Genomic DNA, 15,070 nt, shown 5'->3' with positions numbered 1-15,070 from the left:
CTCACCCCCCGTCCCCCTCTCCTCCAGGAGAGGGGGTGAAGGGGGTGAGGTGGTTTGGTTAAATTCCCCGCAACTCGATGCGGAATGTTAAAGCGAAGGTATTGCATTTTCATGATATGAGTAAAAAGTATAACTTAGAAGCCGGATAATTATCATCTATTTGCTCTATAAATAAGAATATGCCAACAATTTCTGAACAAATTGTTAATTTTTACTCTGCTCTGGATATACAATTCTCCTTGCCTGAAGGCATTGAGGTGATGAATCCTTTTAAAACTATGGAAGTCAAACGGATCATTAACTCCTTTTATTCACGATTTTTTAATGATAACAATAAAAGGATAATGATACTTGGAATTAATCCGGGCAGATTTGGAGGAGGGGTGACCGGTATTCCATTTACTGATCCCATCCGGCTTGAAAAGCAATGCGGTATCGCAAATACCTTCAATAAAAAACCGGAACTCTCATCTGTATTCATTTATGATGTCATCAGTGCATTTGGCGGCCCGGAGCAATTTTATTCCATATTTTATATAAGCGCTATAAGCCCTCTTGGTTTTCTGAAAGATGGCAAGAATTATAATTATTATGATAGTAAGGAACTCCTTATAAAACTGCACGATTTTATCGGAAAGTGTTTTATGGAACAGATGGATTTTGGCATAACAACTGACATTTGCTTTTGCCTTGGAGCTGGAAGAAATCTTGAGGTGCTGAAGACCCTGAATGAAGATCTATCGCTTTTCAACAATATTTATTCTCTGCCTCATCCACGATGGATTATGCAGTATAGACAGAAAAGGAGGGGAGAATTCGTGAAATTGTACGTTGATGCTCTAAAGACCATTTGATCAATGAACTAAAGATGAATAATTAACAATTAATTATTTCGCAGGTTGATTTTTAAAAATTCTATATTTTTGTACCTGTATGTAACAGATTAATAAATTATCTTCAATTGTCAAATATAAATTAGGCGGAAGTAGCTCAGTTGGCAGAGCATCAGCTTCCCAAGCTGAGGGTCGCGGGTTCGAACCCCGTTTTCCGCTCATCTGCGAGCCCCTGACTAGATTGGGGCTCTTTCATTTAAAATAATTACCGATGGCTTTAAGCATTTCATTATGGATCAAACCATTTGTTGCAATGATCTCTTTACCGTAAAGATAATCCATGCCACCTTTAAAATCACATATTTGTCCTCCTGCCCTTTGAACAATAAAGGCGCCTGCAGCCACATCCCATGGATTCAGACCATATTCATAAAAACCCTCAAAGCGTCCACAGGCAACGTATGACAGATCGACAGCAGCGGAACCAAGACGGCGTATTCCATGAGAATTTTTCATCAAATATTTCAGAAGATGAAGGTATGCTTCCATTTTTCCGTAATCATAATATGGAAATCCAGTTGCCAGTAAAGATTCCTTAAGGGAGAGGGCAGGAGAGACGTGAATGGTTTTTTTATTCATAAAAGCCTGACTTCCTTTCCAAGCATAAAAACATTCCCTGGAATTTATTTCATATACCACGCCAAGGATTGTGTCATTGTCATCCAACAGGGCAATGCTAATGGAAAAAATTGGCAGAGAATGGATATAGTTCGTCGTTCCGTCAAGAGGATCGATCACCCATTGCAAACGTTTTCCTCTTTTGCTGATAGTGTTCTCTTCAACAATAAAGCCTGCCTCAGGAAGAATTTTTAAGAGCTCTCCAGTCAGTTTTTTTTCAGAAGCCATATCCACATATGTGACAAAATTATTGAAGCTTTTGGTTTGAATATCACCTTGCCTCAATTTATTGAGTTCCGACTGAATGAAAATTCCCACATCAAGTGAGATATCACAGACTTTCTTACAAATTATTTCAAGGTCCATCTAGGTCACGCTTCTTTTTTGTTTCCACTGGAAATACTTTAATCCAATAATACCTAATAATATCAGGCATACTGCGATGACTTCAGCCTGTGTAACTTCTATTCCAAGAAACCTATGCTTGATATTCACTCTGATCTGTTCGATGAATAATCGCTCTATGCCGTTTAAGATGAGGTACATGCTGAATAAGAAGCCAGGTACTCTCAATCTTTTGCGCATGAACCATAAAATCAAAAATAGAATGGTACAAAAGACCGTTTCGTAAAATGAAGTCGGAAATACCGGAGTGCTTAATACATAACAATGGGCTCCATTACAATCGGGAATCCTGATGCCTTCGTTAACAACATTATGTGGAAAGCCGGAAGCCCACATCCAGTGGGGGAGGAAACTCAGCCAGGAAGGCGGCGGATCGGGATTGGGAATTCCCCAGCATCCATCCCCGGAGAGCTGACAACCAATGCGACCAATGGCATAGGCAATTATCAGACCGGGAGCCACTACATCAGCAATATGTGGCCAGCGAATGGCATTCCTTTCAGCATATATGGAAACTGCAAATGCGGCTATGATAAGACCCCCATAAAATGTCAATCCGCTGAATGAAAATATAGTCCCAATAGGATCCGTTATCAAATCATCAAAATGTTCAAAGATGTCGAATATTTTTGAGCCAAGAACCCCAAAGATGGCCGCTACAAGGACTATATTGCCGGTCAACTGGTATGGATGAGTAGTAACCTCTTCCTGAATAGGTTTCTCAAGCCGTTGTTTTTGTTTTTTACGGTAATTAAGATAAACAGATAAAGCAGCTATTACAATACCCCCGATAATGCTACCCTTACCTGACAGGATAAATTCCTGCGGATTATCGGCAAAGAATGAATAATTGGTAATCATTCCAATTATCTTCCATCCCACAACAAATCCTAGCAAGGCCGATGTCAGAAGTTCCTGCGTTGTTGCCGGTTTACCTTTCCAAACTTTCTTGTTTTGTGATTTAAGGATACCTTCATTTTCTTTTCTTTTAAGTTCCTTCCATATAATAGTTGCTGCGGTAAGAAACCCTAAAGCAACAAAAAAGCCATATGTTTGTATTGGTAATTTTATATTGACTCCTGTCAGATACTGAATGAGGTCGCTTAGTTTTGGAAACATGTTTGATTCCTATAATGATTTTTCAAAATTAAACAGATAATTTCCTTCGTCATCCATTTTATTTAATATTAAAGTAATTATCTGATTGATTAATTCAGTTTTGAACGGTGCTTTTACGTGGATATAATTTTCAGTAAAACCAAAAAGATGGTTTTTATTTGGATCAGATTCAAAAAGAACTTTGGATATCCGGTTTCTGTTATTTTCATAGAAGGTCATTTTTTTCTTTTGAGATAGCTCATGGAGTCTTTTACTCCGGTCTTTGATGACTGATGGATGGACTTTCCCCTCAACCTTAGAGGAGTATGTATTGGGTCTTTCTGAATAGGAAAATACATGTACATACGATATATCAAGCGAATCAATGAAACTGTATGTTTCCCTGTAATATTCTTCACTTTCACCCGGGAAACCCACGATCACATCGGCTGCAATGCAGCAATCCGGCATGATACTTTTTATTTCATTAACCTTGTCAGCAAACAATTCCTTTGAATATTTTCGATGCATGGCTTTAAGTATCCTGTTTGAACCTGATTGTAATGGGATATGAAAATGGGGCATGATTTTTTCTGATCCGGCGACGAAATTTATGATTTCGCTTGAAAGAAGATCAGGTTCAATTGAGGATATTCTGATGCGTTCAATTCCATCGGTTTTATCAAGTTCCTTGAGCAGTCCGTAAAAGGTCTCGTTCTGATTTTTGCCAAAATCACCGATATTCACCCCTGTCAGTACGATCTCTTTTATATCATTAGCAGCAATTAGTCCAGTGATCTTGACTGTATCAGAAATTGTCGCGCTTCTGCTGCGTCCCCGGGCCAGAGGAATAGCACAATAGCTGCAAAAATAGTCACATCCATCCTGTATTTTCAGGAACGAACGGGTCCTGTCTGACAGAGAATATGAAGGAGTGAAAGTTTTGACTTGCATGATATCGTTGATATGCACTTCTCCATGCTTGAGAGTCGGTGCAGAAGTAAGGAATTCCTTCAGTTTGAATTTATTGTCACTACCGAGTAAGAGGTCTACTTCGTCCATGTCTGCTAATTCATCAGGTCTTAGTTGAGCAAAACATCCAATAACAATTACCGATGCCGCGGGATGAATCCTTTTAATGTGGCGGATAGTTTGTCTGCATTTTTTTTCTGCTGCGGCTGTTACTGCGCAGGAATGAATAATGTAGATATCAGCATTGGCGTGAAAGTCAACTATTTCAAACTGATCTTGTGGTAAATCCCTGGCAATAGTTGATGTTTCGGAGAAATTCAGCTTGCAACCGAAGGTATGAAAAGCTATCCTCATTTTATCCATTAGATGCAAAGTTAGGAATAGTTGCGGTACCAGGATGATAAACTTTCTTATCCTCAATACAATGACAACGCAATGAAAGTTACTGATTTATTATTTTACGAATCGCTGAAGAATAATGCCGCCGATAATAAACCCAAGCCCTATTATGGTATACCACATAATCTTTTCCCCAACAAAAACAGATACAAAGAATAACGATAAAAAGGGTGAGATAAATATCAGGTTTGAAACTTTGGCAGTGGTTTTTGACAATTGCAGTGCTTTAAGCCAGATCACGTAGGTTATTCCCATCTCAAATATGCCGATATATATCACACCAGGTAATCCGCGTATATCCGACATAGTAGTTGCCTTTGAAAATAGAGCGAAAATCAGGACATATAAAAATCCAAACGTAAAGTTGAGGAGGAGCTTTGTAACTTCCTCTCTCTTATCTTTCATATTGAATAGCCAGAAGAATGCCCATATAACCGTGCTTCCTAAAGCAAGGATAACACCGAGCAGGTTCGTAAACCGCAGATGTGTGAAATCTCCCTGTAATGTAATGATGACGACACCGAAAAAACTTATGAAGATGGCAAGAATACTTGAAAGAGTGATTTTTTGTTTCAGTACAGGTATTGAAAGAAGTACAAGTGTCATTGGCCAGACATAGTTCAATACGACCGCCTCCTGTGCAAGCAGAATATCATAAGCTTTGATAAGTACTAAATAGAATAGAAAAGGATTTAAAAATCCCATGCCCGCCGACCGCCAAAAATCCTTTACAGATAATTGCTTTAATAACATTATTTTTTTTTGGATTATGACCAGAACGAGCAGGATGAAAACGGATATCAGGGATGAGTAAAGAACCAGTTGAATGAAATCAATATAACCTAATGTAATCTTAAAAGCAGATCCGATCGTTGACCAGAATAAAACTGCGGTCAAGGCGTAAATGTATGCTTTCCGCTGGTTGTTCAATGGCTGAAATATAAGATATTAAAGTTTCATCACAATAACGCGCACCTGGGGTTTGAATTCGTGATTTAAATTACCCCGGACTTCAGTCCGGGGTAATTCATATTACCTTCCGCACCCCAAAAGTACGTAAGTTAAAAAAAATGGACAATCATCGAAAGGTTTAGCGTAAATATTTATAGTTTTGTCTGCTAAATAAATAAATTGGTATGAACTAGCCACCTCACCCCCTTCACCCCCTCTCCTGGAGGAGAGGGGGTGAAGGGGGTGAGGCCAAATTAATTAGACATGAAGAAGCTTGGGGTTGTGGCATTCGGAGGTAATGCCCTGATTACGGGAAATCAGAAAGGCACCATTAACGAGCAGGAGGCAAATGCATTCGAAACGTGCGAACGTTTAATGAAGCTGATAGAGAGGGGATATGACCTTGTGATCACACATGGGAATGGGCCACAGGTTGGTAATATTATGGAGGCCAACGCCGCAGGATTTAAAATGTACAGTATACCTGAAATGCCACTTGATATATGCGTGGCCTATTCGCAGGGATTTATCGGATATGTAATTGAGCAGCAGTTAAGGAATGTCCTTAAAATTCATGATATTGACAGAGATGTCATAACAATTGTGACACAAGTACTTGTTAATAAGGATGATCTGGCATTTACAAATCCGACCAAGCCTATAGGTCCGTTTTATTCTAAGGTTGAATCGGAGAAAATTACCGAGCTGACTGGTGCCCATTTTTCAAAAGATCCGCAGGGAAGAGGTTACAGACGGGTGGTCGCTTCACCAAAGCCGCTTGTTATATGGAATACCAAAACCATCGAACGTATAGCCCGGGAGGGACAGATTGTAATCGCTGTTGGCGGTGGTGGAATACCGGCATTTTATATATCGGAAAATCGGCTTCAGGGTATCGATTCGGTAATTGATAAAGATCTTGCATCAGCATTGCTGGCGGCACAGATACGCGCCTACCGTTTTTTTATCCTTACCGATGTACCCAAGGTATGTTTGAATTTTAATACCCCACAGGAAAAGACCATTGATCGTATGTCGATTGCTGAAGCTAAACGATATCTGGATGAAGGTCATTTCCCTGAAGGAAGTATGGCGCCTAAAATCCGGGCTGCTATTTATTTCGTTGAACATAGCGGTCAGGATACCATCATTACAAAATCGACACTGCTGGGGGTGGATGATGGTGGGACGAGGATTAGCATGGTTTAGGAGGAGCGAGGAGCGAAGAGCGAGAAGCGAGAAGCGAAAAACGAAGAGCGAAGAGCAAGGAGCGAAGAGCGAGGAACGAAAAACGAGGAGCGAGGAACGAGGTGATTTTGAAAAGAGAGGGGACTGATTAGGGAATATTAATGAGTCGATATATGATTCTTAATTATTAAATAAAAAATTTATGCCATTTAATTTAAAAAATCGCAGCTTTTTAAAGGAATTGGATTTCACATCGCAGGAGATTATGTTTTTACTAAATCTCGCTATTGATCTTAAACAGGCAAAATATGCCGGTACGGAACAACAAAAGCTAAAAGGTAAAAACATTGCGTTGATCTTTGAAAAGACATCTACGCGGACTCGTTGTGCATTTGAAGTCGCCGCATACGATCAAGGTGCTCATGTAACTTATCTCGATCCGGCAGGAACCCAGATAGGCCATAAAGAGACCATGAAAGATACTGCCCGTGTTCTTGGGCGATTATATGATGGCATTGAATACCGTGGCTTTGGGCAGGCTATTGTCGAAGAACTGGCAAAATATTCGGGTGTGCCTGTGTGGAATGGGCTTACTGATGAATTTCATCCAACACAGGCACTTGCTGATATGATGACTATGATGGAGCATTGTAGCAAACCATTAAATAAAATTGCTTTTGCCTATCTTGGTGATGCCAGGAATAATATGGGCAATTCGTTGATGGTAGCTGCAGCAAAAATGGGCATGGATTTTCGTGCTGCCGCACCCCGGTCATGTCACCCACATCAGGAACTGGTTAAGAAAAGCAAAGAAATAGCAAAAGATACCGGTGCAAAAATCACGATTACCGAGGATGTTTCCAAAGCAGTAAAGGGTGTTGATTTTCTCTATACCGACGTTTGGCTTTCAATGGGTGAAGCAAAGGAGTTATGGGCTCAAAGAATTAAAGAAATGTTACCTTATCAGATCAATAAATCCGTTCTGGATAAATCGGGTAATCCAAATGTAAAATTCATGCATTGTCTTCCTGCATTCCACAATACGGATACTAAAATTGGAAAGGAAATCGAGAAGCAATATGGCATTTCAGCAATGGAGGTGACAGACGATGTATTTGAATCGCCTGCTTCTGTTGTTTTTGATCAGGCTGAAAATCGGTTACATACTATAAAAGCCGTCATGGTTGCCACACTTGGTGATTAAAAGCTATTGCCGTTGTTCACGTATTCTGGAACTCTTTCCCCTGCGTTCACGGAGATAAAAAATGCGGGCACGGCGCACCACACCTTTTTTATTAACAACGATCTCTTCAAGAAAGGGTGAAGAGACCGGAAAAATTCTTTCCACACCAACATTACCTGAAATTTTCCTGACTGTGAAAGTTTCCGTGGGTCCACTTCCAGATCTTTGCAGGACAACACCCTGGAAACTTTGAAAACGTTCCTTATTTCCCTCAATGATCTTATACTGAACGGTTATGGTATCCCCGGCCTTAAAATCCGGAAATTGTTTAACCGGAATCTGACTTTCAATATATTTTAACAACTCGTGCTTTCCCATTGCTGCGGCTATTTTAAATGTGCTTTCTCCAAAAAGGAGTGCAAATATAGATGATTATTTTTAATTTATGCAATTATGATGAAAGATTTTTAAGTGATGATTTATAAACATCAACTTGTTATCAAATAAAAGTTGATTTTATTGTAGATTTTCGTCGTTAAGCATATCAGGTCGGTGTTGTTTGGTCCGTTCAAGTGCCTTTTCATATCTCCAATTGGCAATTTCCTTGTCATTCCCTGATAGCAATACATCAGGTACTCTGAGTCCCTTATAGTCATAAGGTCGGGTATAGACCGGAGGAGAAAGAATATCATCCTGAAAGGAATCGGAAAGGGCAGAGGTTTCATCGCCAAGAACACCGGGAATCAATCTGATAATGGCATCGCATAATACAAAAGCGGCTATTTCGCCACCAGATAAAACATAGTTTCCAATTGATATTTCTTTCGTTATATAGTAGTCCCTGATGCGCTGATCAATACCTTTATAATGTCCACAGAGTATGATAATGTTGTTAAATGTCGAAAGATGATTAGCTATCCTTTGATTTAACAACTCCCCGTCAGGCGTCAGATAAATTATGTCGTCATAATTTCGTTTTGATTTTAATTCCTCAATACACCTGGCAATGGGTTCAATCATCATGACCATTCCCGAACCGCCGCCATATGGATAATCATCTACATTTTTGTGCTTACCGGTAGCATAATCCCTGATGTCGGTGATCTGTATCTCGGAAATCCCTTTCTCCTGAGCTCTCTTAATTATTGAATAATTGAAAGGACTCTCGAACATTTCCGGAAAAATTGTCAGCAGGTCTATCCGCATAGATTTATTTTTAGCATTATTTTACTAAAATAATATAATTTTGGGTCATCGCAAAAATGCGTACCTAAGGTTAGAATTCCTGATTTGAATTACCCCGGACTTCAGGCCAGGGTTTCAGGCAGCTAAAAAAACCTGGGCTTTAGCCCGTAACAAAGGCATCAAATATACCATATCATATACAAGGTTTTGTGCTAAAGCCCGGTTTTGTGTTGTTTTTTGACCCCGAGCTAAAGCACGGGGTAATTCAGATCACGAATTCTAACCTAAAATAGGCATAATTATGATGACCCGGAAATATATCCTGCTGTTCCTTTTACTGATCGTATCGGTACCCAATTTATATTCCCAAAATGGGAAATCGACTTTTTTGATAAAATTCACTGATAAGAACAATTCACCTTTTAGTATACAGTTTCCTGAAGCTTTTTTATCTCCCCGTGCTATTGAAAGAAGACAAAGGCAAGGCATTACCATCAGAGAGGATGATTTACCTGTTAATCCTAAGTATCTTAATACACTGCAAAGTCTTGGAGCTGAGATTCTGGTTACCTCACACTGGTTAAACCTGGTCATTATTGAAATCAGTGAAAATGTATCCATTGATGACATCAGTCAGTTAGCTTGTGTAAGAGAGGTGGTTGATGCAGGATATATGCGAAAGGGAATCAATGTTTTTGTTTCAGGAGAACCTGATCTTAATATAAAGCCATTTTTTTCAGGTGAGTCTTTTTTACAGCAACCAGGTAAAAAAATATTGGAGTTAAATAATGTTGCTGATTCATTTGACTATGGCGCATCATGGAACCAGATAAACATGATCAATGGAATTCCTTTGCATAATATGGGATTTACAGGAGCAGGAAAGATCATCGCCGTACTTGATGCTGGTTTTTGGCGTGTCGACATGTTACCGGTATTTGACACACTCTGGGCACACGATTGCATACTTGGTGTCCGGAATTTTGTGGAACATGGTGGTAATGTGTACGATACAACTATCAGCCAGCATGGTATGATGGTCCTGTCGGTGATGGGTGGTAATCTGCCAGGTGAAATAGTCGGCACAGCTCCTGGTGCAAGTTATTACCTGATTAGAACTGAAGATGCTACAGCAGAATATCTTCTTGAAGAATATTACTGGATTGAAGGAGCCGAATTTGCCGATAGCGTTGGTGCAGATATTCTTAATTCGTCATTAGGTTATACAACATTTGATAATCCTATAGCAAATCATACCTATGAGGACATGGATGGTCAGACATGTCCCGTGACACTCGGAGCAGACCTGGCTGTCAGCAAAGGATTAATTGTATGCAATAGTGCGGGTAATTATGCAAATGGATCATGGTTATATGTCGGAGCACCGGCGGATGGTGACAGTGTGCTGAGTATAGGTGCGGTCGATGGCAGCGGAAACTGGGCATCATTCAGTTCAATTGGCCCTACTTATGATGACAGAATAAAGCCTGATATTGTTGCTGTTGGCTCCGGCACTGTCATTGCCTCACCCCTTGGTGGAACATGGCAGGGAAACGGAACGTCGTTTTCTTCGCCAATCATAGCCGGCATCACGGCATGTCTCTGGCAGGCACACCCTGCATCGGGTAACATGGATATCATTCATGCTATCCGAACGAACAGCAGTAGATATTCAAATCCTGATTATTATATTGGATATGGTATACCGGATTATGCTGACGCAAATAATTTTCTTAATATATCTGACAAATTTAAACTTGAAGATTTATTTAATATCAGTGTAACACCTAATCCTTTTACGCAGGATTTCTTCATCAGGTTTTATCTGACATTACCTGACCAGATTATCATCGAAATATTTGAAGTATCAGGCCGACAGTTATTTAAAAAATCTCTTGTTGCTCATTCAGGTCTGAATATTGAATCTATTAATAACCTTAGTGCTTTGAAAAGAGGCTTTTATTACTTGAAAGTCAGAAGTAAAGAGAATGTGCAGATTGTCAGAATCCTTAAATTCTGAATTACCAATATGAGGAGCGATTAGCGAGGAGCGAATGGCGAACGGATTGGAGGAGCGATTAGCGAGGAGCGAATGGCGAACGGTATATTTCGCTCTTCGCTTTTCGCTCTTCACGTCGGTGCCGTGGGGACAAGAGATATATTTGAAATTTGGGATTTGTAATATATACTCCTTAGACTGCAGAATTATAAATAATGATACCTGTTTTTAGTATTTCGTTAAGGAAACCTGCCGGATCATTATCTTCTTCAACCAGAACAGGCTCGATCAGGGAATCTATTTCGCGGCGCAACCGCCATAACAGAGGCTCGACTTCAAAAAAACCTTTTTCCATTTTCCTGACGACGATAGCCACGTCAATATCGCTGTCGATCCCTGCCATCCCTCTGGCATGTGAGCCGTATAGAACCACCTTTTCGATGGCAAAATGACCGCTTACCAATTCGGCATATCGCTTTACTTTTTCAATAACTTCTGTCTGATCCATGTATTCAGCAATTCAGTTTTACTGATGATTTCTTTGCACTTTTTATGTGATAGATGCTGTAACAGGCGTTCTTTATATTCAGGATACCTGGCTTCTATATTCAAAGGCTCGAGTTCATCGATAAATGATTTTTGATCTTCGGATAGCTGTGATAATAAAGAAGATTTCTCGGTGAGATAAGTCAGGTTATGCGAATATGGGGGCATTTCATCTTTCACCGAAACATAATAAGCTTTTAATAGTTTTTCAATAGCCTGGTGACACATAAAGCCGACATAAAGGAACCGCTTACTAACGAGCATGGCCTTTGCGGTTTCAAGGTCATATTCAGAAATATCGGTCCAATAGCTGAGTTTATCATTCATATGCTGTGCATATTGTACAAATATACGGTAAATCTGATAATTGAGAAAAGTTACATAAATAAAAAACGAATAGCGAAGAGCGAATGACGAACGAAATATTTCGCTCTTCACTCCTCGCTTTTTGATAAAAGGTGACTCAGAAATATCTGGGTGTCAGTTCTATTGATTTAAATAATCTGAAATCATAGCTGATCATTATCTCATGCGAACCATTGGAATAGTTTTTCAACTCACTTAATGTCGCATCATAAGAATACCCAATCCGAAGCCCCTGTGCCAGGTGCAATTGTGCCATAAATACTATGGCATTGACCAGATTTCGGTATGAAATACCCAATTCAATAGTCTTCTTCATCAATAAACTCACATTAAGGTCAACATTTACCGGAGCATTAGGGGCGTACTTGATGAGTGTTGAGGGTTTAAAGACCAGATTATCATTGATTTCAAGTGCATAGCCACTTGTCAGGTAAAAATGTCTGGTCAGGTTAGCATAAACAATCTCATCAGATGAAACAGGGGAGATTATATTCTCAAATAAGTGTCGCGATGATAGTCCGACATAGAAATTAGAGGTGTAGTAATAAATGCCAAAGTTTGCATCAGGTCTGGGTCTGCTGTTGGGACGGTTCAGGTAAATTGGGTCATTTACATCATTGACGGATATTTTATCCCAGTCAATATTGAGTTGAGTCAGCCCAACCTGAAGTCCCAATGATAATTTGGCCTTTCCAACTGTAAGCCTGTAGACATAGTTACCAACAACTCCAAATTCCTGGCTTGGTCCCAATTTGTAGCTATAAATATAACCACCGACAGCGATGCTTTCATTTCGAAGTGGCGAATGGACGCTTAATGTCAGTGTACGTGGAGCGCCGGCCATACCCACCCATTGATAGCGGTTATCCACCGTTGCAGTCAATACTTCTCTGCTACCCGAATAACCAGGATTAATGACAATAGGATTGAACATATACTGGCTGTAAAGAGGATCATGCTGTGCCAAAGCTTGACAGCCTAAGAGCAACAGAATGAAGATCAATAACTTTCTCATATGATTTTTTTCTATGTTACTATTTTTTATGTTTTTCAGTCAATAATTAATGATGTATATAGACCCAGCCATTGTAAACCTGCTGAATTTTTTCCAACTTGAGGATATAATAATAGGTACCGGCAGGCAAAAATCCTCCATTTTTATTTGTTCCATCCCAACGTACATCAGAATTGTTATAATTCCTAAATGATCTGATCTGATCACCCCATTGGTTGAAGATCAACAGTTCATTTGCAGGATACTGGTCGATTCCTTCAATATAAAAGAAGTCATTGTATCCATCACCATTTGGTGTTATGGTATTATAAATTATGATTGAGTCTTCTCGACCTGTAGGGACATATATATAGATATATGCATCATCACATAATTGTGGAATGCCATTGTCGCATACGGTATAGCAAATAGAATCCCATCCTTCATAATCCAGGTAGGGCGTGTAGGTGACTAATAGACCATCATTTATAGTGACGATACCGTTTGCCGGCTCACTACAAATACTCAGGGTAAGAGAATTGCCGTCAGGGTCTGAAACATGACCATTGAGATCAATTATCTTTGGTACATTAACCAGCGTTGAGTCTATTAGATTTTCAGCCACAGGTGGATGGTTTATTAGGGTTATATTTATATAAACCGTCGCCGTATCGCAGAGCCCACTAAAATTACATACTTTGTAATCAAAATCATCATCTCCGGTAAAGTCAATAAATGGTGTGTAGGTTATCGCTCCGGTGGCATTATTCACAATTACACTTCCATTTAAAGGCTGACGGGTAATAATGAGCGTTGACGTATTTAATGAATTCAGGCAATCGAAATCATTATCTATGATATTAATATTATCAGATGCTGTGTTTTGCGGAGTGCTTGCAACATCATCATTGGCTAATGGTGGTGATATCACGGATATGTTAGTTATGCATGTACTGGCATTGGAGTTAATATCTGTAACAGTCCAAATAACATTTGTTATACCGACAGGATAAGTGCCGGATGCATTGGAGGTGCCATTATAACTGTTAACATAAGTGAGAATTCCACAGTTGTCGCTCACTTCAGGTTCATCAATAATGATATCTGCTTCACATATTCCTTTTTCAGTGATGAAAAGGATATTTTCAGGACAGATAATTGATGGCTCAGTTGCATCGGTCACGGTCACAGTCATTTCACATGTGTTACTGTTCCCATATATATCGGTAACAGTCCATATGACAATGGTTATTCCAACAGGGAAAGTGGGAGGGGCGTTGTTTGAAACAGTTGCCACACCGCAGTTGTCGGATGTGCCTGGTGTTCCCAGATCCACTGTTGCAAAGCACTCTCCGTCATCATTAGTGATGCTGATGTTTGCCGGACAGGTAATGGAAGGATCTTCCTCATCGGCAACCACGACCTGTTGTTCGCACTGGGCTGTATTGCCATATATATCGGTAACAGTCCATATGACAATGGTTGTTCCAACAGGGAAAGTGGCAGGGGCGTTGTTTGAAACAATTGCCACACCGCAGTTGTCAGATGTGCTTGGCGTTCCCAGATCTACAGTTGCTAAGCACTCACCGTCATCAGTAGTAGTGTTGATATTTGCCGGACAGGTTATGGAAGGATATTCCTCATCGGCAATCACGACCTGTTGTTCGCACTGGGCTGTATTGCCATATATATCGGTAACAGTCCATATGACAATGGTTGTTCCAACAGGGAAAGTGGCAGGGGCGTTGTTTGAAACAGTTGCCACACCGCAGTTGTCAGATGTGCTTGTTGTTCCCAGATCCACTGTTGCAAAGCACTCACCGTTATCAGTAGTGGTGTTGATATTTGCCGGACAGGTAATGGAAGGATCTTCCTCATCGGCAACCACGATCTGTTGTGTACACTGGGCAGTGTTCCCATATATATCGGTAACAGTCCATATGACAATGGTTGTTCCAACAGGGAAAGTGGCAGGGGCGTTGTTTGAAATAGTTGCCACACCGCAGTTGTCAGATGTGCTTGTTGTTCCCAGATACACTGTTGCAAAGCACTCACCGTCATCAGCAGTGGTGCTGATGTTTGCCGGACAGGTAATGGAAGGATCTTCCTCATCGGCAACCACGACCTGTTGAGTGCACTGAGCAGTGTTGCCATATATATCAGTAACAGTCCATATGACAATAGTTGTTCCAACAGGGAAAGTGGCAGGGGCGTTGTTTGAAACAGTTGCCACACCGCAGTTGTCAGATGTGCTTGTTGTTCCCAGATCCACT

At 40.2% G+C, this 15,070-nt stretch carries 14 protein-coding genes and 1 tRNA gene; 5 read left to right on the top strand and 10 right to left on the bottom strand.

The genetic code is table 11. The features are described 5' to 3' along the window. The first annotated feature begins 179 nt into the window (after window positions 1-179). Both NT175_05310 and NT175_05305 read left to right on the top strand, forming a co-directional pair. A complete protein-coding gene (locus NT175_05310) occupies window positions 180-854 on the top strand; it encodes a DUF4918 family protein (protein ID MCX6234132.1) in 675 nt (224 codons plus the stop codon). Between the two features lie 125 nt (window positions 855-979). Then, window positions 980-1,052: transfer RNA gene (locus NT175_05305), tRNA-Gly, on the top strand. 33 nt (window positions 1,053-1,085) lie between these two features. On the opposite strand, the gene NT175_05300 is transcribed toward NT175_05305, so the two are convergent. The 4 genes from NT175_05300 to NT175_05285 form a co-directional block, all read right to left on the bottom strand. Continuing rightward, on the bottom strand, window positions 1,086-1,877 hold the full coding sequence (locus NT175_05300; GenBank protein MCX6234131.1) for an inositol monophosphatase family protein: 792 nt from the start codon (window positions 1,875-1,877) through the stop codon (window positions 1,086-1,088). Then, window positions 1,878-3,035 carry a prolipoprotein diacylglyceryl transferase gene (locus NT175_05295; GenBank protein MCX6234130.1) on the bottom strand — a complete coding sequence of 386 codons (1,158 nt, stop codon included), beginning with the start codon at window positions 3,033-3,035 and terminating at the stop codon, window positions 1,878-1,880. It lies immediately after the preceding gene. A 9-nt stretch (window positions 3,036-3,044) separates the two neighbouring features. Further along, complete coding sequence (gene mtaB, locus NT175_05290) at window positions 3,045-4,349, bottom strand: tRNA (N(6)-L-threonylcarbamoyladenosine(37)-C(2))-methylthiotransferase MtaB (GenBank protein MCX6234129.1); 1,305 nt, start codon at window positions 4,347-4,349, stop codon at window positions 3,045-3,047. Window positions 4,350-4,439: 90 nt separating this feature from the next. After that, on the bottom strand, window positions 4,440-5,315 hold the full coding sequence (locus tag NT175_05285) for a DMT family transporter (GenBank protein ID MCX6234128.1): 876 nt from the start codon (window positions 5,313-5,315) through the stop codon (window positions 4,440-4,442). Between the two features lie 285 nt (window positions 5,316-5,600). Here NT175_05285 and NT175_05280 point away from each other — a divergent pair, with 285 nt between their 5' ends. Together NT175_05280 and NT175_05275 are read left to right on the top strand one after the other, a co-directional pair. Further along, window positions 5,601-6,545, top strand: a complete 945-nt coding sequence (locus tag NT175_05280; protein MCX6234127.1) for a carbamate kinase — start codon at window positions 5,601-5,603, stop codon at window positions 6,543-6,545. A gap of 181 nt (window positions 6,546-6,726) precedes the next feature. Then, window positions 6,727-7,728: an ornithine carbamoyltransferase gene (locus NT175_05275; protein ID MCX6234126.1), complete on the top strand. Its 1,002-nt coding sequence runs from the start codon at window positions 6,727-6,729 to the stop codon at window positions 7,726-7,728. Window positions 7,729-7,731: 3 nt separating this feature from the next. On the opposite strand, the gene rplS is transcribed toward NT175_05275, so the two are convergent. Continuing rightward, window positions 7,732-8,085 carry a 50S ribosomal protein L19 gene (gene rplS, locus NT175_05270; GenBank protein MCX6234125.1) on the bottom strand — a complete coding sequence of 118 codons (354 nt, stop codon included), beginning with the start codon at window positions 8,083-8,085 and terminating at the stop codon, window positions 7,732-7,734. Window positions 8,086-8,223: 138 nt separating this feature from the next. Next, on the bottom strand, window positions 8,224-8,913 hold the full coding sequence (gene trmD, locus NT175_05265) for a tRNA (guanosine(37)-N1)-methyltransferase TrmD (protein MCX6234124.1): 690 nt from the start codon (window positions 8,911-8,913) through the stop codon (window positions 8,224-8,226). 280 nt (window positions 8,914-9,193) lie between these two features. Here trmD and NT175_05260 point away from each other — a divergent pair, with 280 nt between their 5' ends. Further along, window positions 9,194-10,912, top strand: a complete 1,719-nt coding sequence (locus NT175_05260; GenBank protein MCX6234123.1) for a S8 family serine peptidase — start codon at window positions 9,194-9,196, stop codon at window positions 10,910-10,912. Between the two features lie 172 nt (window positions 10,913-11,084). Here NT175_05260 and NT175_05255 read toward each other — a convergent pair whose 3' ends face one another. The 4 genes from NT175_05255 to NT175_05240 all read right to left on the bottom strand — a co-directional run. Then, window positions 11,085-11,399 carry a nucleotidyltransferase domain-containing protein gene (locus NT175_05255; GenBank protein ID MCX6234122.1) on the bottom strand — a complete coding sequence of 105 codons (315 nt, stop codon included), beginning with the start codon at window positions 11,397-11,399 and terminating at the stop codon, window positions 11,085-11,087. Continuing rightward, window positions 11,369-11,764, bottom strand: a complete 396-nt coding sequence (locus tag NT175_05250) for a HEPN domain-containing protein (protein ID MCX6234121.1) — start codon at window positions 11,762-11,764, stop codon at window positions 11,369-11,371. Before NT175_05250 ends, NT175_05255 begins: the two co-directional genes overlap by 31 nt. A 136-nt stretch (window positions 11,765-11,900) precedes the next feature. Beyond that, window positions 11,901-12,818, bottom strand: coding sequence for a type IX secretion system membrane protein PorP/SprF (locus tag NT175_05245; GenBank protein MCX6234120.1), 918 nt, complete (start codon window positions 12,816-12,818; stop codon window positions 11,901-11,903). Window positions 12,819-12,864: 46 nt separating this feature from the next. Further along, window positions 12,865-15,070 (bottom strand): HYR domain-containing protein (locus NT175_05240; GenBank protein ID MCX6234119.1); only part of this gene is annotated, 2,206 nt, incomplete at its 5' end.

Source organism: Bacteroidota bacterium (assembly GCA_026391695.1).
Classification (GTDB): domain Bacteria; phylum Bacteroidota; class Bacteroidia; order Bacteroidales; family JAGONC01; genus JAPLDP01.
The sequence above is the reverse complement of the archived record's forward strand: the minus strand, read 5'-3'. Positions and strand labels throughout refer to the sequence as shown.

Bases quoted from the DNA above. Each gene is read 5' to 3' on its own strand.
- NT175_05310 (MCX6234132.1), top strand. From the start codon at position 180: ATGCCAACAATTTCTGAACAAATTGTTAATTTTTACTCTGCTCTGGAT.
- NT175_05300 (MCX6234131.1), bottom strand. From the start codon at position 1,877: ATGGACCTTGAAATAATTTGTAAGAAAGTCTGTGATATCTCACTTGAT.
- NT175_05295 (MCX6234130.1), bottom strand. From the start codon at position 3,035: ATGTTTCCAAAACTAAGCGACCTCATTCAGTATCTGACAGGAGTCAAT.
- mtaB (MCX6234129.1), bottom strand. From the start codon at position 4,349: ATGGATAAAATGAGGATAGCTTTTCATACCTTCGGTTGCAAGCTGAAT.
- NT175_05280 (MCX6234127.1), top strand. From the start codon at position 5,601: ATGAAGAAGCTTGGGGTTGTGGCATTCGGAGGTAATGCCCTGATTACG.
- NT175_05275 (MCX6234126.1), top strand. From the start codon at position 6,727: ATGCCATTTAATTTAAAAAATCGCAGCTTTTTAAAGGAATTGGATTTC.
- rplS (MCX6234125.1), bottom strand. From the start codon at position 8,085: ATGGGAAAGCACGAGTTGTTAAAATATATTGAAAGTCAGATTCCGGTT.
- trmD (MCX6234124.1), bottom strand. From the start codon at position 8,913: ATGCGGATAGACCTGCTGACAATTTTTCCGGAAATGTTCGAGAGTCCT.
- NT175_05260 (MCX6234123.1), top strand. From the start codon at position 9,194: ATGATGACCCGGAAATATATCCTGCTGTTCCTTTTACTGATCGTATCG.
- NT175_05255 (MCX6234122.1), bottom strand. From the start codon at position 11,399: ATGGATCAGACAGAAGTTATTGAAAAAGTAAAGCGATATGCCGAATTG.
- NT175_05250 (MCX6234121.1), bottom strand. From the start codon at position 11,764: ATGAATGATAAACTCAGCTATTGGACCGATATTTCTGAATATGACCTT.
- NT175_05245 (MCX6234120.1), bottom strand. From the start codon at position 12,818: ATGAGAAAGTTATTGATCTTCATTCTGTTGCTCTTAGGCTGTCAAGCT.